We start from the raw sequence: 23,441 nt of genomic DNA, 5'->3' as shown, positions 1-23,441 counted from the left end.
TACCGGCGGTGCCGCGCTGCGCCGCGTCGGCTCGGAGTACGGTGAGCGGATGAGCCGGCAGCAGCGATGAGCACCCCCGCAGACACCGCGACGAGCCGCCCGCGCGCGGTCCTCGTGGTCGCGATCCTCGCCTCCTTCGTGGCGTTCCTCGACGGCACCGTCGTCAACGTGGCACTGCCCGCGATCACCCGCGAGCTCGGCGGCGGGCTCGCCGTGCAGCAGTGGGTGGTCGACGGCTACCTGATCACCCTCGGCGCGCTGATCCTGGTCGCCGGCTCGCTGGCCGACCGGATCGGGCGCGCCCGCAGCATGACGATCGGCCTGATCGGCTTCGGCGTCACCTCGCTGCTCTGCGCGCTCGCGCCGACGGCGGAGGTGCTGATCGTCGCGCGGATGCTCCAGGGCGCCGCCGGGGCGATCCTCGTGCCCAGCTCGCTCGCGCTGATCATCGCGACGGTCCACGGCGCCGCGCAGGCGAAGACCATCGGCGCGTGGACCGCGTGGACGGGCACGGCGACGATCGCGGGCCCGGTGATCGGCGGGCTGCTGGTGGACGCCGGCTCCTGGCGCTACGTCTTCGCCCTCAACCTCCTCCCGATCGCGGTGACGCTGCTGCTGCTGCGCCGGCTCGGCCACGTAGACTCCGGCACCCGGGTGCCGATCGACGGCGTCGGCGCGGTGCTCGGCGTGATCGGCCTCGGCGGGCCGGTGTTCGCGCTGATCGAGCAGGAGCGGCTCGGCTTCGGGAACCCGCTGGTGCTCGTGGCCCTGATCGGCGGTCTGGCCGCCCTGGTCGCCTTCGTGCTCTGGGAGCGGCGGACGCCGAACCCGATGCTGCCGCTCTCGCTGTTCGCCTCGCGCAACTTCACGGTCGGCAACGTCTCGACGGCGTTCGTCTACGGGGCGCTCTCGTTCGGCTTCTTCGCCCTCGGTCTCTACCTGCAGCAGGGACTCGGCTTCTCGGCCACGCTCGCCGGCCTCGCCACGCTGCCGCCGACGATCCTGCTCCTGCTGCTCTCGCAGGTCGCCGGCTCGCTGACGGCGCGGTTCGGGCCGCGGCTCTTCATGGGCGTCGGCCCGCTGGTGGCCGGCGTCGGCTTCCTGCTGCTGGCCGGCGTCCGTCCGCCGGCCGACTACGCCACCCAGCTGCTGCCCGGCATCCTGCTCTTCGGGCTGGGCCTCGCGATCACCGTCGCCCCGCTCACCTCCACCATCCTCGGCGCGGTCGACAGCCGGCACAGCGGAGTCGGCTCCGCCATCAACAACGCGGTCTCGCGGATCGCCGGGCTGGTCGCGATCGCCGCCACCACCCTGATCGTCGGCGACACGCTCGACGCCGAGGGCTTCCGCCGCGCGGCGATCGCGACCGCCGTGCTGCTCTTCCTCGGCGGGCTGGTCTCGCTGCTCGGCATCTGCAACCCGATGCGCGACGCGGAGCCGACGGCCGCGCGCTGACAGGTCGGCCGCCCCGGACGGCTCAGCCGTCGAGCTCCGCGACGTCGTAGCCGAAGATCGCGCCGTCGGCGTCCTCCTCCGCGATGCCGGCGTAGGCGAAGCCGAACGGGTTCTCGCCGTCGACGATCGCGTTGTAGACGCCGTCGAAGGAGAAGCGGCCGGTCACCGGATCGACCGGGGTGAACCGGCCCGCGTCGCGGCGGAGGTCGACGCGCTCGTTCGGGTCCGAGAAGTTCACGAAGGCCTTCGAGGGCATCGGACCGCGCGAGATGGTGACGGTGCCGGTCAGCGGCGGGAACTCGACCCGGTCGCCGACGCGGGTCCCGCGGTACTGGCGGGGGGTGAAGACGATCGTCCCGGTGATCTCCGTGGTCGAGGCCGCGGCGCCGGGGGAGGCGAGTGCGGCTCCGACCACGGGAGCGGCCCAGGCGCCGGCCAGCACGGTGCGGCGGCGGAGGGCGTCGGCGGGGGTGGGGGCGTCGGTCATCGGTGTCTCCTGTCGAAGAGCGCCTCCGGAGGGGCGCCGGCTCTGGCCGGGGATCGCGCGGATGCTGCGGGGCCGTCCTCAGTCTTCGTCGTGCTCCGCGCGGACTCGCCCGCGCCGTGGCGACCGTCTGTGCCCCTTCCGAGGGTGGAAGGCGGCGTGGAAGTGTCCATCAGTCGTCGGACAGGGGTCCCGTGTCGAAAAAGGTTGTCGCTACATGGAATACTCGATCCGTCGATGCGCTTGCATACATCGGACGGGGACGAGCTTCCCGCGCGATTCACACTCTCGAGGAGAAACCATGAGCGACACCACCACCATCCCCGGATACCGCGCCGGCACCTGGGTCATCGACCCCACGCACAGCGAGGTCGGCTTCAGCGTCCGCCACCTGATGATCAGCAAGGTCAAGGGCAAGTTCGAGCGCTTCACCGCCACCTTCACCACCGGCGAGAACCCGCTGGACTCCAAGGTCGAGGCCACCGCCGAGGTCGCCTCCATCAACACCAACGAGCCCAACCGCGACGGACACCTCCGCACCGGCGACTTCTTCGAGGCGGAGAAGTACCCCTCGATCCACTTCGTGTCGACCGCGGTCCGCGCGAACGGCGACGACTTCCTCGTCGACGGCGAGCTCACCATCAAGGACGTCACCAAGCCCGTGACCTTCGAGGTCGAGTTCGGCGGCTTCGGCTCCGACCCCTACGGCAACTACAAGGCCGGTCTGACCGCCAAGGCGACCATCGACCGCACCGACTTCGGTCTCACCTACAACGCCGCCCTCGAGACCGGTGGCGTGCTCATCGGCGAGAAGGTCACCATCACGCTCGACCTCCAGGCCGCGCACCAGGCGTAGTCCGTCCCACCACGACCGAGACCGCCCCTCCCCACCGGGGAGCGGGCGGCCTCCGTCGTTCCAGGCCACCCCTCCGCCACTCCACCCCTCCGCCACCCCGGTACCTCCGGCTCGCGAAACCACCTCCGGCTCGCGATTCCTGCCGGTTCCCGCGTGCCGAGGCGGTCTCCGCGAGCCGAACCTCCGGCTCGTGATTCGCCCTCCGGCTCGCGATTCCGCCCCGTTTCCGCGCGCCGCGACGGTTTCCGCGAGCCGAACCTCTGGCGGGAGAACCTCCGGCTCGTGATTCCGCCCCGTTCCCCGTGCCGAGGCGGTTTCCGCGAGCCGAACCTCCGGCGGGAGGACCTCCGGCTCGTGATCCGGCCTACGGCTCGTAGTTCTGCGGGGTTCCGGCGTGCCGAGACGGTTCTCGCGAGCCGAACCTCCGGCGGGAGGACCTTCGGCACGCGAAATCATCTCCGGCTCGTCGTTCTGCGCGGTTTCCGCGTGCTGAGGACGTTTCCGCGAGCCGAACACGTCAGGCGCGATGAGCTTCGGCTCGTGATTCGAGCTCCGGCTCGTGGTTCTGCGGGGTTTCCGCGTGCCGGGGCGGTTTTCGCGAGCCGAACCTCGGGTGGGAAGCCCTCCGGTTTGCGATTCGACGGTCGGCTCGCGAAATGATCTTCGGCTCGTCGTTCTACGCAGTTTCCGCGTGCCTGGGCGGTTCTCGCGAGCCGGAGCTTGGGCGGCGAGGCCTTCGGCTCGCGATTACGCGTACGGCTCGTGGTCTGGCGGGGTTTCCGAATGCCGAGGACTGTTCGGCGAGCCGGAGGTCCGGTGGGAGGATCTTCGGCTCGTGATTCGACCTCTGGCTCGCGGTTCCTCACGGTTCCCGCGTGCCGAGGTGGATTCTGCGAGCCGGACTTCGCCGTCGAGCAGCTTCGGCTCGCGGAATCAGCTCCGGCTCGTCGTTCTGCGCGGTTTTCGCGTGCCCAGGCAAGTTTCGCGAGCCGAAGCTCGGGCTGCGGGAGTCGCGGCTCGCGATTCCACGTCCGGCTCGTCGTTCCGCACGGTCTCCGCGTGCCGAGGCCGGCTCTGCATGCCCGAGACCCGCGCGTCGGCACGGCCGTGCCGCACCGGGCTAGAGGATGCCGAGCTCGGTCAGCTGCTCGGAGATGCCGGCGCCGTCCGGGGCGTAGACCCACGGGGTGCCGCTCGTCTCCGAGAGGTCGGCCGCCTTCGAGCGACCGCCCGCGAGCACCGCCTCGCCGTTCGAGAGCTGGCGGATCGCGATCGCCGCGACCTTCTCGGGGTGCTCGTGCGCGAAGTCGGAGTAGATCTCCTCGTCGTGCTGCCCGTCGTCGCCGACCAGCAGCCAGCGGACGTCCGGGAACTCCATGGCGAGGCGGCGGAGGTTCTCCTCCTTGTGCTGCTTGCCGCTGCGGAACCAGCGGTCGTGCGTCGGCCCCCAGTCGGTCAGGAGCAGCGCGCCCGCCGGGTAGAGGTGCCGCGACAGGAACCGCGTCAGCGCCGGCGCCACGTTCCAGGCGCCGGTGGAGAGGTAGATGACGGGCGAGCCCTGGTTCTGGCGGGAGAAGCGGTCGAGGAAGACGGCCATCCCCGGCGTGGGCATCCGCGCGTGCTCGTCGAGCACGAAGGTGTTCCAGGCGGCGACGAAGGGCCGGGGGAGCGCCGTGACCATGACCGTGTCGTCGACGTCGGACACGACGCCGATCCTCGCCTCCGGCCGCACGATGAAGACGGGGGCCTCGACCGGCGCGCCGCCCTCGACGGTGAGGGTGATGCGGTGCCAGCCCGGCTCGAGCGTGATCGGGATGTCGGTGTCGATCACGCCGCCGCGGTCCGCGACCATCCGGTGGCTCTGCCCGTCGACCGAGACCGAGACGACCGCGCCGCTGATGTAGAGACTCGTGAAGCTGCGCCAGCCGCGGACGCTCTCCACGGGCTGGACCTCCTCCGCCCCGGGCGGGGTGGGCCGGGTGTAGAGGACGCGCGCGAGCACGCGGAGCTGCTCGGTGGTGCCGTAGCCGGTGTAGGGGATGATCCGCGGCACGTAGCCCTTGCGCGTCACCCGGCGCATGCGCAGCGCGTGGATCCGGTCCTCGATGCGTGCGGCGCGGTGCAGGACCTCGGCCGCCCCGGCGCTCATCGGTTTGCTCTCAGGCGTCAGCGGCATCCGCCCAGTGTGCCAGACGGCCCCGACGGCCGGACGCCCCCGTCCGGCGGGCGCCGCGCTGCGCCGGAGGAGGGACGCCGGTCCGGCTCAGTCCTCGACGGGCTCGATCAGCTCCGGCCCGTTGCTGCCCACCTTGCCGACCGCGGCGCCGACGCGGTGCACGTCGAGCTCCTCGGCCAGCTCGGCCGCGCCGTCGGACGCCGCGCGCAGCAGCGAGCCGTCGCCCGGGGTGAGCGGGTCGAGCCAGTCCTCGATCAGCTCCGGCTGCAGCAGCACGGGCATCCGCTCGTGCACCTCGGCCACCGCGCCCGCGGACGGGCGCGTCAGGATCGTCGCCGACAGCAGCCACGGCGCCCCGGGCTCCGCCGAGCGCCACCACTCGTACAGCCCGGCGAACAGCACGAGTGCCCCGCCGCCCGGGGAGACGAACACGGGGGCCTTCGCGCCGTCGGCGCCGACCCGCCACTCGTACCAGCCGGAGGCCGGCACGATCGCCCGTCGCGCGGCGAAGGACTCGCGGAAGGAGGGCTTCTCGGCGACCGACTCGATCCGCGCGTTGAAGAGCGGCGCACCGGACGGATCCGCGGCCGAGCGGGGCACCAGGCCCCAGCGCGCGCCGGCCAGGCGGCGGCGCGGCGGCTCGCCCTCCTCGACGCCCTTCATCGACTCCGCGACGACGGCGATCCGCTGCGTCGGCGCGATGTTCCAGGACGGGCCCGGAAGATCCGCGCCGGGCTCGTCGATGTCGAAGAGCGCGACCAGGTCGGCGCTGGTCTGCGAGAGGACGAAGCGTCCGCACATGGGTCCTCCTGGGGTGCCGCTGCGCGCCCACCCTACGCGGGGCGAAGAAAGCGAGAGACATTCGGTGATTCGACGCGAACGGCACGTCCGCGTGCGTACGATTGTAGAAACCGATACCGAAGGAGCTTCGCCGTGCCGCTTGGAAACCTCGTCGATCGACCTTTCGGAGAGTCGCCTCAGGTCCGCAACGAGCCCGTCCAGGTCCGCAGCGCGGCCCGGCTGGCCTCCCTCCTCGACGCCGCCGCGGCCGTGGTCGACGAGGTCGGCTTCGACCGCCTGACCACCGCGATGGTGGCCGAGCGCGCGGGCGCCGCGATCGGCACCGTCTACCGCTACTTCCCCGACCGCATCGCCGTGCTCCAGGCGCTGCGCGAGCGCGCGCTCGAGCGCTTCCGCAAGAAGGTCATCACCGACATCCGCGAGAAGCACCCGGCGGACTGGTGGGGCGCCGTCGACTGCGCGGTCGATGCGTTCTGCGACATGCACCGCACCGAGGCCGGCTTCCGCTCGATCCGCTTCGTCGACACGATCCACGCCCCCGAGGTCGCGGGGGAGGCGTTCGAGGCCGGCTTCTTCGCCCGCCGCTTCGCCGAGATCCTCGCCTCCGAGTACGGCCTGCCCGGCGGCGCCCAGCTGTCGTTCCGCCTCGAGGTCGTGATCGAGGTCGCGGACGCGATGCTCACCCGCGCCTTCCTCATCGACCCGGCCGGCGACCAGCGCTTCATCGACGAGGCCCGGGCGCTGCTGCGCAACTACCTCTCGATGCACTACGGGCCGATCGAGCCCTGACCGCGACGGCCGCCGGCGGCCTAGCTCTTTCCACGCTCCGGTGCAACACTGCGCCATCCGGGTTGGCACGCGTCTCCGAATGATGTTTTGCTGATCGCCAGGTTCTGACCGGGACCACGGGACAGGGAAGAGCAGGACCGTGATCGAATTCCGCGGAGTGAGCAAGCAGTATCCGGACGGCACGCGGGCGGTGGACGACTTCTCGCTCGTGCTGCCCTCCCGGCAGACGACCGTCTTCGTCGGCTCGTCCGGCTGCGGCAAGACGACGATCCTGCGGATGATCAACCGCATGATCGAGCCGACCGGCGGCACGATCGAGATCGACGGCGAGGACATCTCGCGGCTCCCCGCCGTGTCGCTGCGCCGCCGCATCGGCTACGTCATGCAGAACTCGGGCCTCCTGCCGCACCGCCGGGTGATCGACAACATCGCGACCGTGCCGCGGCTGAACGGCGTGGCGAAGAAGCCCGCCCACGACCGCGCGCTCGAGCTGATGGACACCGTCGGGCTCGACCGCTCCCTCGCGACCCGGTACCCGAGCCAGCTCTCCGGCGGTCAGCAGCAGCGCGTCGGAGTCGCGCGCGGTCTCGCCGTCGACCCCAACATCCTGCTGATGGACGAGCCGTTCGGCGCCGTCGATCCGCTCGTGCGCGCCGACCTCCAGCGCGAGACGCTCCGCCTGCAGCGCGAGCTCGACAAGACGGTCGTCTTCGTCACCCACGACATCGACGAGGCCTTCCTGCTCGGCGATCAGGTCGTCATCCTCGAGAAGGGCGGCCGGATCGCGCAGAAGGGCTCGCCCGCCGAGATCCTCGCGAACCCCGCCAGCGAGTTCGTCGCCGGCTTCGTCGGAGCCGACCGCGGCAAGCGCTCGCTCTCGATCGAGGAGCGCGACGGCGCCCGGATCGTCGTCGACGGCGACGGACGGCCGACCGGCGTCCTGCGCGCGCAGGACGGCGTCGGCGCGTGAACTGGGTCGTCAACAACACCGATCAGATCGTCGCGAACCTGCTGGCGCACCTCGCGCTCTCGGTCCCGCCGATCCTGCTCAGCTTCGTGATCTCGCTGCCCTTCGGCTGGATCGCCAACCGCTACCGCTGGAGCCGCGGCACGCTGCTCACCGGGCTCGGCGTGCTCTACGCCATCCCGTCGCTGGCCATGTTCATCCTGCTGCCAGCGCTGCTCGGCATCCCGCTGCGCTCCACGGCGAACGTCATCATCGGCCTCACGCTCTACGGCATCGCGCTGATGGTGCGGACCACCTCCGACGCGCTCTCGGCGGTGTCGGAGGACGTCACCCAGTCGGCGACGGCGATGGGCTACTCGGCCTGGGCGCGGTTCTGGAAGGTCGAGTTCCCGCTCGCCGGTCCCGTCCTGCTCTCGGGCCTGCGCGTCGTCACGGTGAGCACGGTCAGTCTCGTGACGGTCGGCGCGGTGCTGGGCATCCAGAGCCTCGGCCTGCTCTTCACGGACGGCTTCCAGCGCGGCATCCAGGGCGAGATCATCACCGGCATCGTGCTCACGATCGTGCTGGCCCTCGTGCTCGACGGACTCCTCGTCCTGCTCGGGCGACTGCTGATGCCGTGGACCACCCTCGACCGGAGCCGCTCCCGCCGCAGGAGCGCCGCGAGCGCGAAGGCGGTGACCGCGTGAACCTCATCGCCCAGGCCTTCGCCTGGATCGGCGACCCGACGCACTGGGAGGGCATCTACGGCGTCCCGACCCGCGTCGCACAGCACCTCGGCATCAGCCTCATCGTGCTGGTGATCGCCGCGGCCATCGCCATCCCGCTCGGCTACCTCATCGGCCACACCGGCAAGGGCAAGGGCATCGCGGTGCCCGTCGCCGGCGGCCTCCGCGCGCTGCCCACCCTGGGCGTGCTGGTGCTCGCGGCGATGAGCCTCGGCCTCGGCCTGGGCGCCCCGCTGATCGCGCTGGTGATCTTGGCGATCCCGTCGATCCTCGCGGGCGCCTACTCCGGGCTCGAGGCGGTCGACCGCCGCACCGTCGACGCCGCGCGCTCCGTCGGCATGACGGAGTGGCAGATCCTGGCGAAGGTCGAGATCCCGCTCGGCCTGCCGCTGCTGATCGGCGGTCTCCGCGTCGCGGCGCTGCAGATCATCGCCACGGCGACGCTCGCCGACTACATCGGCGCCGGCGGTCTCGGCCGCTACATCTTCCAGGGCGTCAAGGCGGGCGACTACCCGCAGATGCTCGCGGGCTCGATCATCGTGATCGTGCTCACGCTGCTCAGCGAGGTGCTGTTCGCGGTCCTCCAGCGGATCGCCGTGCCCCGCGGCGTCGTGCTCGGCCTCGGCCGCGCCAGGACCGAGCGCTCAGGTTTCCGCGCGTCGTCACTCCGACGCCGCGCGGTGGTGGGAATCCCCATCGACGAAGGGAAATAAGAGATGTTCACAGCAACCAAGAAGGGCCGTGTCGTTCTCAGCGCACTCGCGGTCGGCGCCGTGGTGGCGCTGGCAGGGTGCTCGTCCAGCGATCCGCTCGACGAAGGATCGGGAGCGACCGCCGGCGGCGACACCATCGTCATCGGCTCGCAGGACTACTACTCGAACGAGATCATCGCCGAGATCTACGCGCAGGCCCTCGAGGACGGGGGGATGACCGTGCAGCGCGACTTCCGCATCGGTCAGCGCGAGATCTACCTGCCCGAGATCGAGAGCGGCTCGATCGACGTGTTCCCCGAGTACGGCGGCAGCCTCCTGCAGGCGCTGGAGCCGGACACGACCGCGACCACGGCCGACGACGTCTACTCGGCGCTCACCGACGCCCTGCCCGACGGACTTCGCGCGCTCGACGCCGCGGACGCGAGCGACCAGAACTCCTACACGGTCACCCAGGCCTTCGCCGACCAGTGGAACCTGACCGACATCGCCTCGCTGAAGAACGTCACCGACCCGATCGTGCTCGGCGGCAACTCCGAGCTGCAGACCCGTCCCTACGGGCCCGACGCTCTGCAGTCGAAGTACGGCATCGCCACGACGTTCCAGGCGATCGAGGACAGCGGCGGATCGACGACCGTCGACGCGCTGGCCAGCAACCAGATCCAGATGGCGAACATCTACACCGCCGACCCGAACATCGAGTCGAACGACCTGCTGCCCCTCGCCGACCCCGACGGCCTGTTCGTCGCGGACAACGTGGTGCCGATCGTCTCCGACAAGGTCGACGACGACGCCGCCGAGATCATCAACGGGGTCAGCGCGAAGCTGACCGCCGACGACCTCGTCGCGCTGAACTCCGAGAGCGTCAACGAGCAGAAGTCGGCCGCGGCCATCGCGACCGAGTGGCTCACCTCGGCCGGCCTCCTCGGCTGACCCGAACCGCTCAGGCCCGGAGGCGCGTCACTCGTCGAGGTGACGCGCCTCCGCGCGTGAGAGGAGCTTCTTCACGCCGAGGACGACCAGCACGAAGACCACGATCGCTCCGACGAAGAGGTAGCCCGCGTAGTGCAGGCTGTCCGACAGCTCGCGGTAGCCGCCCGCCGCGGCGGCCCCGACGCCGACGTAGGCGAACGACCAGAGGATGCACGCGGGCGTCGTCCAGGCCATGAAGGTCCGGTAGCTCATGCCGCTCATCCCGACGGTGAGCGGGATGAGGGAGTGCAGCACCGGGAGGAAGCGCGAGAGGAAGACGGCGATGCCGCCGCGGCGCGCGAGGTAGCGCTCGGCCCGCAGCCAGTTCTTCTCGCCGAGGCGGCGGCCGAGGCGCGACCCGCGGATGCGCGGTCCGAACCAGCGGCCCAGGTAGAAGCCGACCGACTCGCCGCAGAGCGCGCCGATGATCACGGCGATCGCCAGCGCGACGAACTGCGGGGGAGAGGTCACGCCGGTCGCGCTGACGATCACGATGGTGTCGCCCGGCACGATCAGCCCGGCGAGGATCGTCGTCTCGAAGAAGACGGCGAGGCCTGCCAGCAGGGTCCGCCAGACGGGCGGCACGCTCACGACGAAGGCGAGGATGCCGGTCAGAGCGTCGTTCACGGGCGCGTGCGGTCCTGCATCTCAGCGGACCCGCTTGAGCAGCGACCAGAAGGTCTCGACGATCGAGCCCATGTCGACCCGGTCGTCGAGCAGCCACTGCACCTGCAGTCCGTCGGACAGCGCCGTGATCATCTTGCCGGCCAGCTCCGGATCGATGTCGGCGGCGATGAGCCCCTCGCTCTGGTCCTCGCGGACCCGGGCGGCGAAGACCTCGTTGACGGTCCGGTAGCGCTCGATGAAGAACTCGTGCGCGGGGTGCGACTCGTCGGTCGCGTCGGCGGAGAGCGTCGCGTAGAGGTGGACGAGACCGGGCACCTCGCTGTTGTGCCGGATCAGCCTGACGACCTCCTCGATCGCCTGGTCGCCCTTCTTCTCCAGGTCGTAGACGGCGCGGTCCGTGTCGTCGCGCTTGCGGAGGACCTCGGCGAAGAGCTCCTCCTTCGAGTCGAAGTAGTGCAGCAGCCCCGCCTGCGTCAGGCCGACCTCCTCCGAGATCTCGCGCAGCGAGGCCTTGCGGTACCCCTGCCGCGAGAACACCTCGAGAGCGGTCTGCAGAATCTCCTCGCGCTTCGCGACGCCCTTGGCGTAGCTCCCCTTGCTCGGCATCCCTCGATCGTAGGGGGCGCGGCCGGGCGGGAGCCGCGAGCGTCGCGCGGTGACGGCGCACGATCTCTCACAGCGGACGCGGGACGCCGGGGCGACTGGGAAAGACCTGTGAAGATGCGAGCTCGACAGCGGGAAGCATCGGCGCACGTGGTCGCTCGCCGTCGAGAGGTCCGTCGCCGACCCTCCGACGACCGGGGGTGCTGCTCGACCGGACCCACGGGCGAAGATCTCTCGACGTGGAGACGCTCTGTCTCGACGTCGAGACGTCGCTGACGCGCGGGCCGTCGGCGGGCGGCTCGAACCGCCCCGGAAGGGTGTCGCCAGGGGCCCCGCGGGAGGCGCACATCCGCCCCATTACTGGGATCCGGGGGCATCGCGCCCCTCCGGCCGACCTAGGCTCGGAGCCGTGAACGAACTCCTGGACCCGCTCCTCCTGTCGCGCTGGCAGTTCGGCCTGACGACGATCTACCACTTCCTCTTCGTGCCGCTCACCATCGGCATGGCGCTCACGGTGGCGATCTTCCAGACCTGCTGGGTGCGCACCGGTCGCGTGCACTACCTGCAGCTGACGAAGTTCTTCGGGAAGATCTTCCTGATCAATTTCGCGATGGGCGTGGTCACCGGCATCGTCCAGGAGTTCCAGTTCGGGATGAACTGGAGCGACTACTCCCGCTTCGTCGGAGACGTCTTCGGCGCCCCGCTCGCCTTCGAGGGCCTGCTCGCGTTCTTCCTCGAGGCGACGTTCATCGGCCTCTGGATCTTCGGCTGGGACAAGCTCCCGGCGAAGCTGCACCTCGCGACGATCTGGCTCACCACGCTCGGCACGACGCTCTCGGCCTACTTCATCATCGCCGCGAACGCCTTCATGCAGAACCCGGTCGGCTTCCGGATCAACGAGGCCAAGGGCCGCGCCGAGCTCACCGACATCTGGGCCCTGCTGACCAACAAGGTCGCGCTCGCCGCGTTCCCGCACACGATCTTCGCCTGCTTCATGGTCTCGGCCGCGGTGATCGTCAGCGTCGCCGCCTACCACCTCTCGCGCAACCAGCACCTCGAGACGATGCGCCCCGCACTGAAGTTCGGCGCCTGGATGATGCTGATCAGCGGCGGTCTCACCCTCTTCACCGGCGACTCGCTCGGCCTCGCGATGGTCGACACGCAGCCGATGAAGATGGCGGCCGCGGAGGCGCTGTACAAGACGTCCACCGGTGTCGACGCCTCGTTCTCGATCTTCACCTGGGGCACTCCCGACGGCTCGAGCGAGCTCTTCTCGATCCGCATCCCGTATCTGCTCTCCTTCCTCTCGACGCACACCTTCACCGGCACCGTCGAGGGCATCAACGACCTGCAGGCGCAGTACAGCGCGGTCTACGGCCCGGGCGACTACACGCCGATCATCTGGGTCACCTACTGGTCGTTCCGCTGGATGATGGCGCTCGGCGTCCTCGCCATCGGCGTCGCCGCCGCCGGCCTCTGGTTCACCCGCAAGGGCCGCGAGCCGAAGCAGTGGATGTGGAAGATCGCGATCTGGGCGGCACCGCTGCCGCTGATGGCGATGATCGTCGGCTGGGTCTTCACCGAGATGGGCCGCCAGCCCTGGCTCGTCTTCGGCCTGCTGAAGACCGCGGACGGCGTCTCGCCCGGGGTCAGCGGCCTCGAGGTGCTGATCTCGCTGATCGCCTTCACCGCGATCTACGGCACCCTCGCGGTCGTCGAGTTCCGGTTGATCAAGCGGGCGGCCCAGGCCGGCCCCGACGACGCCCCCGAGATCGACGAGGAGAGCGGTCGCCCGCAGCTCGTCGGCACCGTCTACTGAGAAGGGCACTGCGCACATGGACCTCGGATCGCTCGATCTCGCCACGCTCTGGTTCTGGATCGTCGCCGTCTTCTTCATCGGCTACTTCGTCCTCGACGGCTTCGACTTCGGCGTCGGGATGTCGCTGCCGTTCCTCGGCCGCGACGACACCGACCGCCGCGTCCTGATCAACACGATCGGGCCGGTCTGGGACCTCAACGAGACCTGGGTCATCGTCGCGGGCGCTGCGATGTTCGCCGCCTTCCCCGAGTGGTACGCGACGCTCTTCAGCGGCTTCTACCTGCCGCTGCTGCTGATCCTGCTGGCGCTGATCGCCCGCGGCGTCTCCTTCGAGTACCGGCACCAGCGTCCGGAGGCCGCCTGGAAGAAGCGGTTCGACACGATGATCGTGGTCGGCTCGGCCGTGCCCGCGTTCCTCTGGGGCGTCGCGTTCGCGAACATCGTGCAGGGCGTGCCGCTGGATGCGGACCACAACTACATCGGGACGGTCTTCGATCTGCTGAACCCGTACGCGCTGCTCGGCGGCGCGACGACGCTCCTGCTCTTCTTCACCCACGGCGTCGTCTTCGTCTCGCTGAAGACCGACGGCGAGATCCGCGAGCGGGCGCGCCGACTGGCGACGCGGGCGGGACTGGTGACCATCGCGGTCGCCGCGGTGTTCCTCGGCTGGACGAACCTGGCGCAGGGGAGCGGCCCGTCCTGGCTGCTGTCGATCGCCGCGGCGACCGCCCTGGTGCTCGCCTGGGTCGCCAACGTGCGCGGGAGGGAGGGCCGCGCCTTCGCCCTGCTGGCCGGCACGATCGGCCTCGCGGTGCTCGCGCTGTTCACCACGCTCTTCCCGGCGGTGATGCCCGCCTCGAACGACGTCGCGAACAGCCTGACCATCGAGAACGCCTCGAGCACGCCCTATACCCTGACGGTGATGAGCTGGACGGCGCTGGTCTTCGTCCCGCTCATCGTGGGCTACCAGGCCTGGACCTACTGGATCTTCCGCAAGCGCATCACCCGGAGCCACATCCCGGTCGACGCGCACTGACCGATCGCGACCGTGAAGCCCCTCGACCCCCGACTGCTCCGCTACGCCCGCTCCGCACGAATGTTCCTCGTGCTCGGCGGGGCGCTCGCGCTGGCCCGCACGGCGACCGCGGTCGCGTTCGCGTGGCTGGTGGCGCAGCTCGTCGCCGGGGCGGTCGACGGGCGCTCGGCCGCCGACCTGGCGCCGTCACTCGCGGCGCTGCTGGGGATCGTGGCGGTGCGCGCGCTGCTGGCCTGGGCCGTCGAGGTGAACGCCGCGCGGGGCGGCACCGACGCGAAGGCGCAGCTGCGGTCGGCCGTCCTCGCCTCGCTCGTCGCGCTCGGCCCGTCCGGCCGCACCGGTGGTTCGGGCGGCGTCGTCGCCCTGCTCGGCGGCGGGCTCGACGCGCTCGACGGCTACTTCGCCCGCTACCTGCCGCAGCTGATCGCGACCGCGATCACCACGCCGATCCTGACACTCGTGGTCTTCCTCGCGGATCCGCTCAGCGCGCTCTTCCTCGTGGTGACGCTGCCGCTGATCCCGGTCTTCATGATCCTGATCGGCTGGGCGACGCAGGCGGTGCAGAAGCGGCAGTGGAGCCGCCTGCAGGCGCTGGCCTCGGGCTTCGTCGACACGGTCGGCGGACTGGCCACGCTGAAGATCTTCGGACGGGCGGAGCGGCAGAGCACCCGCATCCGCGCGCTGACCGAGGACTACCGCGTGCACACGATGAAGGTGCTGCGGGTGACCTTCGTCAGCAGCTTCGTCCTCGAGCTGGCCGGCTCGCTCTCGGTCGCGCTCGTCGCGGTGTCGATCGGGCTGCGGCTGGTCGACGGCTCGCTCGGACTCGCGATCGGGCTCTTCGTGCTCGTGCTGGCGCCCGACGTGTTCCTGCCGGTGCGGCAGGTCGGTGCCGAGTTCCATGCGGCGGCGGACGGCGTGCAGGCGGCGGACGAGGCCTTCGCGATCATCGAGGCGGCCTCCGCCGTGCCCGCCCGCTCCGCGGCCCCGGGACGCTCCGGAGCGCTCGAGCTCCGCGCTCTGGGGGTCGACGACGGCGCGGGCCGGGTCCTCGCGCCGGTCGACGCCGTTCTGCCTCCCGGGTCGATCACCGCGCTGACCGGTCCGAGCGGCTCGGGCAAGTCGACGCTGCTCGCCGCTCTCGCCGGCTTCGCCCCGGCGACCGGCGCGATCGTCCTGGGCGGGGCCGCGGTCGACGACGCCACCGGCCGCGACTGGCTCGCCTGGTCGGGGCAGCGGCCCGATCTGCTCCCCGGGACCGTCGGCTCGAACGTGGCGCTCGGCTCGCGCTCGCCCGACCCGGCGCGCATCGACCGGGCGCTCGCGATCGCGGGGGCCGACCTCGACCCCGGCCGGCGGATCGATGCGGACGGCACCGGACTGTCCGGCGGGCAGGCGGCGCGGGTCGCCGTGGCCCGGGCCGTGCACCGCGTCCTCGAGCGCGGCTGCGCCGTACTGGCTCTCGACGAGCCGACCGCCGCGCTCGACGAGGAGTCGGAGCGCGCGCTGCTCGCCGGGCTCCGCTCTCTCGCCGACGAGGGCGTGATCGTGCTCGTCGCCACGCACCGCCCGGCGACCATCGCCGCCGCCGACGCCGTGCTGGCGCTCGCCCCCGCCGAGGCGGTGCTCCGGTGAACCGCACCGAGGTGCTGCGGGCGGCGATGCCGGCGCCGCGGCGCTTCCTCCCCGGACTCTCCTTCGGGCTGCTGTCGTCCGCGTCGGTCGTCGCCCTGCTCGCCTGCTCGGCCTGGCTGATCGTGCGGGCGGCCGAGCAGCCGCCGATCCTCTTCCTCTCGATGGCCGTCGTCGGCGTGCGCGCCTTCGCGCTCTCGCGGGCGTTCTTCCGCTACCTCGAGCGCCTCTCCGGGCACGACGCGGCGTTCCGCGCGCTGGCCGAGCTGCGCGCCGGCGTCTACGACCGGCTGGTCCCCGTGGCGCCGGACGGCCTCGGTCGGGTGCGCCGCGGCGATCTCGTCTCGCGGGTGGTCGCCGACGTCGACGCGCAGCAGGACGTGCCGCTGCGGATCGTGCAGCCGCTGGTCGTCGCCGCCGTGGTCTCCGCCGCCGCGGTGGTGGGCGTCTGGCTCCTGCTGCCCGCGATGGGCGCCGTGCTGCTCGGTCTGCTCGTGCTCGCGTTCGTCGGCGGAGCCCTCGGCTCGGGGCTGGTCTCGGCGCGCGCCGACCGCGAGCTGGCGCCGCTGCGCGGCGAGCTGGCCGAGCGCCTGAACCTGCTGGTCACCCGGCTCGACGTGCTGATCGCCTTCGACGCGGCCGACGACGCGATCGCCGACGTCGCGCAGGCGGAGGCGGCGCTCACCCGGGCCGCTCGCCGGCGCGCGGCGTCGACCGGGCTCGCCGCCGCCGTCCTCGCGCTGTGCTCCGGCGGCGCGGTCTGGGCGGGTCTCGCGCTCGGGATCCCCGCGGTCGGCGAGCTCGGCGGCCCCGCGCTCGGGGTGCTCGCCCTGGTGCCGCTAGCCGTGTTCGAGGTCGCGGCCGCCGCTCCGCTGGCGGTGCAGAGCGCGCGCTCGGCGCTCTCGAGTGCGCAGCGGCTCGCGGACCTCGACGCGCAGGCCGCGTCGCCGGCCCTGGCGACCGACGCCGACGTCGATCCGTCGGCCGCCGTCCCGCTCGGCCGCGACATCGTCCTCCGCGACCTCTCGGTCTCCCGGCCCGGAGCCGCGACGCCGGCGCTCCGCGACGTCTCGCTCGAGCTGCGCGCGGGCGAGCGGATCCTCGTCACCGGTGGCAGCGGCTCGGGCAAGACGACGCTCGCGCACGCGCTCGTCCGCTTCCTCGACCACACGGGCTCCTACCGGATCGGCGGAGTGGAGGCGCGCACGCTGCCCCAGAACGAGCTGCGCCGGCTGGTCGGCCTCGTCGAGCAGCAGCCCTACCTCTTCGACGAGACGATCCGGCAGAACCTGCTCTTCGCCCGGCCCGAGGCCGACGACGCGGTGCTGACCGCCGTCCTCGAGCGGGTGGGCCTCGCCTCCTGGACCGCGGCCCGCGGCGGTCTCGACGCCCGGGTCGGCGAGCGCGGCTCGCTCGTCTCGGGCGGTCAGGCGCAGCGCCTGGCGCTCGCCCGCGCCCTGCTCGCCGACTTCGACGTGCTGGTGCTCGACGAGCCCACCGCCTCGGTCGACGCGCCGGTCGCGGACGCGCTGCTCGCCGACCTGCTGCATGCCGCCTCGGGCCGCACGGTCGTGCTGATCGCGCACCGCGTCCCCGCGTCCCTCGCCGTCGACCGGCGGATCACGATCGCGGACGGCACCGCGGCCAGCGCCTGATCGAAGGACCGAGCCGCCGCAGCGCGGCCGTCAGCGCGTCGCTCGTGCCAGCGCCGACACGCGCGCCAGGCGGTCACCCTCGACGGCCCAGCGGTCGAGAACCGCGTCGGCCCGCGTGCGAGCAGGGCCCGCCAGCGTGGACAGCAGGGGAGCGATCACATCGACGGCCAGGGGATCGCCGAGCTCGTCGACCCGCGAGTCCCGAGCGAAGCCCTCCAACCGGGTGAGATCGGAAGCCCGCAGCAGCGCCACCCGCGACTGCAGCAGGACGACCGCCGCCAGCCGCGTCTCGAAGACGGGCGGAGCCCACAGCTCCGACGACAGCGCGGTCACGTCGTCGTGCTCGAGCCCGCGGAACTTCTTCAGCGCGTCCCTCACGGTCCCGCGCACGGCGCCGACGGAGGCCCCGGTGGAGTCGAGCTTCGCGCCGAGCCGCTCGCGCACGTCCTGCGCCCGCCAGACGTCGCCCTCGTACTCGAGCGCCGTGCGGATGAAGTCGCCGGCGTCGCTCACCCCTCCATCATGCGACGGGCGGGGGAGCAGCGACGAACCGTGCGCCGCTGCGGGCCGCACGCCGGAGGTGGCGGTCCGCCCACGGCAGCGGGCCGCGCCGTCCGGGAACGCCGACGGCCCGGCCCGTGCAGGGGGTGCACGAGCCGGGCCGTCGGGAGGGGCCCGCCGCAGGGCGGGACCCGATCAGAGGGGCAGCGAGGTCACCGCGCTCAGCGGCTCGACCACACCGCCTGGTTGCGTCCGTCGTACTCGACGAGGTTGCCGTCGTCCTGCATGACGAGGCGGAACGGGGCGACCGCGCCGGCGCGGGGCGTGACCGTCCAGGTGCCGATGCCGTCGCCGCGGACGACGGCCATGAAGCCGTCCTCGTAGAGGTTGAACGAGCTGCCCGCGCCGGACGTGCCCGTCGACCAGATCGGACCGGAGCGGACGTAGACCACGAAGTTGCCGTCGCCCTGCATCACGGCGCGGTAGACGCCGTTGGCCGAGCGGAGGAGGCTGCCGGCGGCGAGTCCGTTCTCGGCGTAGAGGCTCGAGCCGGGCAGCTGCGCCTGGCTGGTCCAGAGCACGGTGTCGACCTGGTCGACGATGATCAGCGATCCGGCGTTGTTGATGCCGAGCCGCAGGTCGCTGCCGCGGGTGCCGGAGGACCACTGGACCGAGTTGTCGGGACCGTAGATCACGGCGTTGCCGTCGGTCTGCAGCACGAGGCGGTTGCCGGCGCCGCGGGTGCCGGTGTTCCAGACGACGCCCTGCGGGCCGTAGCCGACGAAGTTGCCGTCGGTCTGCATCACGGCGCGGAAGCGGCCGTCGGCCGAGGTGAGCTGGCGTCCGCCGCGGAGGGTCTCGCCGGTGAAGAGGGTGTCGGTCGCCGGCTCGGCGATCCTCCCGTTCACGCTGCTCGCCCAGGCGGGGGAGCCGTTCTCACGCGAGACGACGAGGTTGCCGTCCTCCTGGATGATCAGGTACGCACCGGGCTCGTCGTTCGTGCCGGTGCTCCAGACGGGCCGGTCGTCGGCGGAGTAGATCACGACGTTGCCGTCGGTCTGCATCGCGAGGTGGTCGCCGCGGCCGGCGGTGCCGGTCGCGAAGACGACGCGGCCGTCGGGCGCGTAGGTGACGGCGTTGCCGTCGGTCTGCATCACGAACTCGTAGGCGGGTCCGGGATCGTCGGAGACGATGCTCTCGCCGCGGGCGAGCTCCTCGCCGCCCTCGAGCGCGTTGTAGTACGCGCCGGCGGCGCGGGACTGCGGGTCGGCGTTCGTCTGAAGCGCAGGAGCCGAGTCGGAGGAGGAGGAGGAGGAGAGCGTCTGCTGCACCGCCTCCTCGGCGAGCGCGGGCGTCGCGGTGAAGAGGAGGGCTCCGGTCGCGACGAGCGCGACGAGCCCGGAGCCGACGAATCGGGAGGGCCCGGCGGAGCGGGAGGAAGAGGGAGGCGTCATCGCAGATCTTTCTCGAGAGGTCGGCATCGCCGAGCGGATCCTCGAATGCTCGCACGCGGGGGCGGGATCGGGCGTGCGCTCGGGACGCCGTGTCCCGGTGGAGCGGGCGTCGGCATCACGGAGGCGCTCGCTCGCTCGTCGCTCGGACTCGGGCCTTCACGACGGCGGCCCGGTTCGTGCGGGATGCGCACGACCGGGCCGTCGGAGCAGGGCCGACCGCCTCGGCGGAGCCCGCTGTCCGCTGCCGTCAGCGGCTGGACCAGACGACGTGGCCCTGACCGTCGTACTCGACGAGGGCGCCGTCGTTCTGCATCACGAACCGGAACGGTCCGACCGCACCGGAGGCGGGACCGTTCGTCCAGAGCACGGTGTCCTTCCAGTCGTAGATCGACGCGACTCCGTTCTCGGCGACGTGCAGCGCGTTGTCGATGCCGGAGGTCCCGCTCTGCCAGACAGTGCCCGTCGAACCGTGGACGACGAGGTCCCCGTTCGACTGCATCACCGCGAGGTACCGACCGTCGTCCGAGCGCAGCACGTCACCGGCCGAGAGGTAGTTCGGTGCGTACAGGACCGACCCCGGCAGCTGGGACTGGCTGTCCCACGCCAGGTCGCCCTCGTCGTCGACGAGCATCAGCACTCCGCTGTCGTCGAGCTGGACGGTGAGAGTGTCGTCGCTGGTGCCGGACGTCCACTTCACCGAGCCGTCGGCGCCGAGGACGACGGCGTCACCGTCGTTCCGCAGGACGAAGCGGTTGCCCGCACCGTGGGTGCCGGTACGCCAGATCACGCCGGAGGGCCCGGAGCCGACGAGGTCTCCGTCGGTCTGCATGACCGCGCGGAACAGCCCGTTCTTCGAGGTGAGCTGGTCGCCCGGCGCGAGGGTGCCGCCGGTGCCGAGGGTGTCGTGCGGCGGTTCGGCGGTCGTCCCGGCGCCGGCGGACCAGGCGGGAGCGCCGCTCGGCGAGGATGCTGCTCCGACGGCGCTCTCGGCGAGGGCGGGTGTCGCGCCGAGGAGCAGGGTTCCCGCCGCGACGAGCGCGACGAGTCCGGAGGCGAGGGAGCGTGGATGTGAGGTGGACGTCATGGCAGTTCCTTACTCGAGAGATCGGCACCGCCGTCGACGAGGCGGCATCGCCGAACGGTCTTCCCTCTCACCGAAGCACTGCTGCTGGACTTCGACGCGTTCCGGCGCGGGGCGCAGGGTCGTTGTCGCGTCGTCCCGCTTCTGCGCTCTGAGGGGGAGTCGCGCAGGGCTGGACCTTGCGCGTGAGAACGCCGATGGCCCGGCGCATGCAGGGTGTGCACGAGCCGGGCCATCGCAGGGGGACGTCAGCGCGTCCGCCGACGCGTCGATCCCGGCGGGGTCAGCGGATGGACCAGATCGCGTGGCCCTGTCCGTCGTACTCGACGAGGTTGCCGTCGCTCTGCATGACCAGGCGGAACGGGCCGTCACCGCCGGCGGCGGGCTTCGCCGTCCAGGTGACGGCGCCGTTGTCGGCCACGACCTGTGCTCTCCCGTTCCGGAAGAACTGGAACGAGCTCTCGACACCGGAGGTGGCGGTCTGCCAGATCGCTCCCGTCGGGCCGTAGACGACGAAGTTGCCGTCACCCTGCATCACGGCACGATAGGCGCCGTCGTCCGAGCGCAGCCGGTTGCCGGTCTGGAGGTCGTTCGGGGCGTACAGGACCGACCCGGGCAGCGCGGACTGGCTGTCCCATACCAGGTCGTCGTCGGCATCGCGGACATCCAGCACGCCGCTGTCCTCGAGCTGGACGGTGAGACCGTCCCCGCTGGTACCGGACGCCCACCTCACCGCGCCGTCGGCCCCGTAGACCACGGCGTTGCCGTCGTCCTGGATGACGAAGCGATTGCCGATGCCGCGAGTGCCGGTGCTCCAGATCGCTCCGGAGGGGCCGTAGCCGACGAGGTTGCCGTCGCGCTGCATGACCGCGTGGAAGAGCCCGTTCTCGGAGGTGAGCTGGTGGCCGTAGGTGAGGGTGCCGCCGGTGGCGAGGGTGTCGGTCGGCGGTTCGGCGATCTTCCCGGCGCTGGCGGACCAGGCCGGAGTGCCGTTCCGGCGGTAGAGGACGAGGTCGCCGTCCTCCCCGAGTACGAGATTCGCGCCCGGTTCGCCGTCCGTTCCGGAGCTCCAGATCGGACGTTCATCGCCCGAGAGGACCACGATGTTCCCGTCCTTCTGCAGCACCAGACGGTTCACCTGAGTCGGGGAGGGGTTACGAGTTCCTGTACGGAACAGGATCCTGCCGTCGTTGGAGCGGAGGACGACGTCACCGTCCTCCTGCATGGCGAAGACGTAGCTTCCGGACGGGTCGGAGAGCACGCTCTGGTCCAGGTCTGGGCTTCCGTCCGGGTTCGTGCCCGACCAGTAGACCGTTTGACCGGCGAGAAGAGCGTTGTAGTAATCGCGGTCGGGGCCACCGGACGGGGTGGGCCACCGTTTGAAGGCCGGCGTGGTCGGACTCCAGTGAGTCGATGCAGACGCGTCAGGGGCGGCCTCCTGGGCCACAGCAGGTGTCGCACCCAGGAGCAGGGCTCCGGCTGCGACGAGTGCGACGATCCCGGAGGCTCGGCGTCGTGGGTGGGTGGTGGATGTCATGGCAGTTCCTTCTCGAGAGATCGGCACCGCCGTTGACGAGGCGGCGTCGCCGAGCGGTCTTCCCTCTCACCGAAGCACTCGCGCTCGGACCCGTCACCCGTTGGCGTTCGGCACGTGCTCTCTGTCGCGCGGTCCGGTTCCCGGCTCTCCGGACGGCGCCGGCGGTCGGCACGCGGTCTCCTCGCATGCTGCTCCGAGGGCACGACGACGGCCCGGCTCGTGCTGAGGGGCACGGGCCGGGCCGTCGAGTGGAGGCGTCACCGCGACTGCGGTCGCCGGACCGCAGGAGCCGTCAGCGGCTGGACCAGACCGCGTGGTGGTGGGCGTCGTACTCGACGAGGTTGCCGTCGCCCTGCATGACGAAGTGGAACGGGGCGGCGCCGGCGGCGGGTGTCGCCGTCCAGGTGACGGCGCCGTTGCCGGCCACGACCTGTGCCGAGCCGTCCTCCGAGAACTCGAACGAGCTCTCGACTCCGGAGGTGGCGGTCTGCCAGATCGCTCCGGTCGGGCCGTAGACGACGAAGTTGCCGTCGGCCTGCATCACGGCGCGGTAGGCGCCGTCGTCGGAGCGGAGGTGGTCGTCGACCTCGAGGGTGTTGGGGGCGTACAGCTGAGCGCCGGGCAGTCCGGACCGGCTCGTCCACAGGACGGCGTCGTCCTCGTCGAGGACGTTCAGGACGCCGCTGTCGTCGAGAGCGATGGAGGTGGCCGGACCCTCGGTGTCGGCCGCCCACACGATCCCCCCGTCCGCGCCGATGATCACGGCGTAGCCGTCGTCGGAGACGAGGAGCTGGTTGTCCGTGCCGACGGTGCCGGTGCTCCAGACGACGCCGTCCGGGCCGTAGCCGACGAGGTTGCCGTCGCGTTGCATGACGGCGCGGAACAGTCCGTTCGGCGAGGTGAGCTGGTGCCCGCGGGAGAGCGCGTCGTCCACGTAGAGGGTGCTGAACGGCGGCTGGGGGATCCTGCGGTTCACGCTGCTCGCCCAGGCCGGCGAGCCGTCTTCCCGGTAGACGACGAGATTGCCGTCCGCCTGGATGATCAGAGACGCGTCCGTCTCGTTGTCCGTCCCGGTGCTCCAGAGCGCTCGGCCGTCGGCGGAGTAGATGACGACGTTGCCGTCCTCCTGCATCACGAGGCGGTTGCCGCGCCCCGAGGTGCCCGTGTCGAAGACGGCGTGACCGACCTCGTCGTAGACGACGGCGTTGCCGTCGTCCTGCATCCGGAAGGTGTAGCCGCCTCCCGACTGGCTCGAGGCGATGGACTGACCGGCGAGGAGCTGCTGGCCGGGATTCAGTGCCTCGGGGGCCGACGCGCGGGCGGCGGAGACGCTCGAGGACGCGGTGCTGAGACCGCCCTGAGCGAGGGCGGGTGTCGCGCTGAAGAGCAGGGCGCCGGTCGCGACCAGCGCGACGAGACCTGAGGCGAGCGGGCGGGGGGTGGTGTGTGCTGTCATCGCAGTTCCTTCTCGAGAGATGGGCGCCGTCGGGGTGAGGGCGGCATCACGAGCGGACTGCTTCGATCCTGGCGCGCGCGGGTGCGGACGACGAGGGATCGGCGC

General features: G+C 71.5%; 21 protein-coding genes. 11 read left to right on the top strand and 10 right to left on the bottom strand.

Going from position 1 to position 23,441, the window contains the following annotated elements; translation table 11 throughout:
- Nucleotides 1-66: 66 nt before the first annotated feature.
- The gene (locus MT351_RS07645) at nucleotides 67-1,455 is read left to right on the top strand and encodes a DHA2 family efflux MFS transporter permease subunit (RefSeq protein ID WP_132438350.1); all 1,389 of its coding nucleotides are present in this window, start codon (nucleotides 67-69) and stop codon (nucleotides 1,453-1,455) included.
- 22 nt (nucleotides 1,456-1,477) lie between these two features.
- On the opposite strand, the gene MT351_RS07640 is transcribed toward MT351_RS07645, so the two are convergent.
- A complete protein-coding gene (locus MT351_RS07640; protein ID WP_123445584.1) occupies nucleotides 1,478-1,942 on the bottom strand; it encodes a hypothetical protein in 465 nt (154 codons plus the stop codon).
- A 298-nt stretch (nucleotides 1,943-2,240) separates the two neighbouring features.
- Here MT351_RS07640 and MT351_RS07635 point away from each other — a divergent pair, with 298 nt between their 5' ends.
- Complete coding sequence (locus MT351_RS07635) at nucleotides 2,241-2,795, top strand: YceI family protein (RefSeq protein ID WP_123445585.1); 555 nt, start codon at nucleotides 2,241-2,243, stop codon at nucleotides 2,793-2,795.
- A gap of 1,120 nt (nucleotides 2,796-3,915) precedes the next feature.
- Here MT351_RS07635 and MT351_RS07630 read toward each other — a convergent pair.
- Nucleotides 3,916-4,971, bottom strand: coding sequence for an App1 family protein (locus MT351_RS07630; RefSeq protein ID WP_123735421.1), 1,056 nt, complete (start codon nucleotides 4,969-4,971; stop codon nucleotides 3,916-3,918).
- An 87-nt stretch (nucleotides 4,972-5,058) separates the two neighbouring features.
- The gene (locus MT351_RS07625; RefSeq protein ID WP_132438349.1) at nucleotides 5,059-5,772 is read right to left on the bottom strand and encodes an SOS response-associated peptidase; all 714 of its coding nucleotides are present in this window, start codon (nucleotides 5,770-5,772) and stop codon (nucleotides 5,059-5,061) included.
- Between the two features lie 132 nt (nucleotides 5,773-5,904).
- On the opposite strand from MT351_RS07625, the gene MT351_RS07620 reads away from it, so the two are divergent.
- The 5 genes from MT351_RS07620 (at nucleotide 5,905) to MT351_RS07600 (ending at nucleotide 9,896) form a co-directional block, all read left to right on the top strand.
- Nucleotides 5,905-6,561, top strand: a complete 657-nt coding sequence (locus tag MT351_RS07620; RefSeq protein WP_132438348.1) for a TetR family transcriptional regulator — start codon at nucleotides 5,905-5,907, stop codon at nucleotides 6,559-6,561.
- Between the two features lie 139 nt (nucleotides 6,562-6,700).
- A complete protein-coding gene (locus MT351_RS07615; RefSeq protein ID WP_123445589.1) occupies nucleotides 6,701-7,531 on the top strand; it encodes an ABC transporter ATP-binding protein in 831 nt (276 codons plus the stop codon).
- On the top strand, nucleotides 7,528-8,214 hold the full coding sequence (locus MT351_RS07610) for an ABC transporter permease (RefSeq protein ID WP_132438347.1): 687 nt from the start codon (nucleotides 7,528-7,530) through the stop codon (nucleotides 8,212-8,214). Before MT351_RS07615 ends, MT351_RS07610 begins: the two co-directional genes overlap by 4 nt.
- The gene (locus MT351_RS07605; RefSeq protein ID WP_132438346.1) at nucleotides 8,211-8,966 is read left to right on the top strand and encodes an ABC transporter permease; all 756 of its coding nucleotides are present in this window, start codon (nucleotides 8,211-8,213) and stop codon (nucleotides 8,964-8,966) included. The genes MT351_RS07610 and MT351_RS07605 overlap by 4 nt, the downstream gene beginning before the upstream one ends.
- 3 nt (nucleotides 8,967-8,969) lie before the next feature.
- Nucleotides 8,970-9,896 (top strand): ABC transporter substrate-binding protein, encoded by a 927-nt coding sequence (locus MT351_RS07600; protein WP_132438345.1) that lies wholly within the window; start codon nucleotides 8,970-8,972, stop codon nucleotides 9,894-9,896.
- A gap of 27 nt (nucleotides 9,897-9,923) precedes the next feature.
- Here the strand turns inward: MT351_RS07600 and MT351_RS07595 are convergent, their stop codons facing one another.
- Together MT351_RS07595 and MT351_RS07590 are read right to left on the bottom strand one after the other, a co-directional pair.
- Nucleotides 9,924-10,562 (bottom strand): DedA family protein, encoded by a 639-nt coding sequence (locus MT351_RS07595; protein ID WP_132438344.1) that lies wholly within the window; start codon nucleotides 10,560-10,562, stop codon nucleotides 9,924-9,926.
- A gap of 21 nt (nucleotides 10,563-10,583) precedes the next feature.
- Complete coding sequence (locus MT351_RS07590) at nucleotides 10,584-11,168, bottom strand: TetR/AcrR family transcriptional regulator (protein WP_123732086.1); 585 nt, start codon at nucleotides 11,166-11,168, stop codon at nucleotides 10,584-10,586.
- A gap of 406 nt (nucleotides 11,169-11,574) precedes the next feature.
- Here MT351_RS07590 and MT351_RS07585 point away from each other — a divergent pair, with 406 nt between their 5' ends.
- The 4 genes from MT351_RS07585 to cydC are packed head-to-tail and all read left to right on the top strand — an operon-like array spanning nucleotide 11,575 to nucleotide 17,307.
- Nucleotides 11,575-12,984: a cytochrome ubiquinol oxidase subunit I gene (locus MT351_RS07585; protein WP_123735428.1), complete on the top strand. Its 1,410-nt coding sequence runs from the start codon at nucleotides 11,575-11,577 to the stop codon at nucleotides 12,982-12,984.
- A 16-nt stretch (nucleotides 12,985-13,000) separates the two neighbouring features.
- On the top strand, nucleotides 13,001-14,020 hold the full coding sequence (cydB, locus tag MT351_RS07580) for a cytochrome d ubiquinol oxidase subunit II (RefSeq protein ID WP_123703059.1): 1,020 nt from the start codon (nucleotides 13,001-13,003) through the stop codon (nucleotides 14,018-14,020).
- Between the two features lie 12 nt (nucleotides 14,021-14,032).
- Nucleotides 14,033-15,655, top strand: a complete 1,623-nt coding sequence (gene cydD, locus MT351_RS07575; protein ID WP_132438342.1) for a thiol reductant ABC exporter subunit CydD — start codon at nucleotides 14,033-14,035, stop codon at nucleotides 15,653-15,655.
- Nucleotides 15,652-17,307 (top strand): thiol reductant ABC exporter subunit CydC, encoded by a 1,656-nt coding sequence (gene cydC / locus MT351_RS07570; RefSeq protein ID WP_279389015.1) that lies wholly within the window; start codon nucleotides 15,652-15,654, stop codon nucleotides 17,305-17,307. Before cydD ends, cydC begins: the two co-directional genes overlap by 4 nt.
- A gap of 30 nt (nucleotides 17,308-17,337) precedes the next feature.
- On the opposite strand, the gene MT351_RS07565 is transcribed toward cydC, so the two are convergent.
- The 5 genes from MT351_RS07565 to MT351_RS07545 form a co-directional block, all read right to left on the bottom strand.
- A complete protein-coding gene (locus tag MT351_RS07565) occupies nucleotides 17,338-17,820 on the bottom strand; it encodes a DNA alkylation repair protein (protein WP_243581798.1) in 483 nt (160 codons plus the stop codon).
- A gap of 209 nt (nucleotides 17,821-18,029) precedes the next feature.
- Nucleotides 18,030-19,262, bottom strand: a complete 1,233-nt coding sequence (locus MT351_RS07560; protein ID WP_165909223.1) for a hypothetical protein — start codon at nucleotides 19,260-19,262, stop codon at nucleotides 18,030-18,032.
- A gap of 247 nt (nucleotides 19,263-19,509) precedes the next feature.
- A complete protein-coding gene (locus MT351_RS07555; RefSeq protein ID WP_243581797.1) occupies nucleotides 19,510-20,346 on the bottom strand; it encodes a hypothetical protein in 837 nt (278 codons plus the stop codon).
- A gap of 280 nt (nucleotides 20,347-20,626) precedes the next feature.
- Complete coding sequence (locus MT351_RS07550) at nucleotides 20,627-21,604, bottom strand: hypothetical protein (protein WP_243581796.1); 978 nt, start codon at nucleotides 21,602-21,604, stop codon at nucleotides 20,627-20,629.
- 568 nt (nucleotides 21,605-22,172) lie between these two features.
- Nucleotides 22,173-23,336 carry a hypothetical protein gene (locus tag MT351_RS07545; protein WP_243581795.1) on the bottom strand — a complete coding sequence of 388 codons (1,164 nt, stop codon included), beginning with the start codon at nucleotides 23,334-23,336 and terminating at the stop codon, nucleotides 22,173-22,175.
- Nucleotides 23,337-23,441 lie beyond the last annotated feature (105 nt).

This window comes from Rathayibacter sp. VKM Ac-2926, from assembly GCF_022815565.1.
GTDB lineage: Bacteria > Actinomycetota > Actinomycetes > Actinomycetales > Microbacteriaceae > Rathayibacter > Rathayibacter festucae.
Note: the sequence above shows the minus strand (reverse complement) of the source record. Positions and strands in the feature narration are given on the sequence as shown.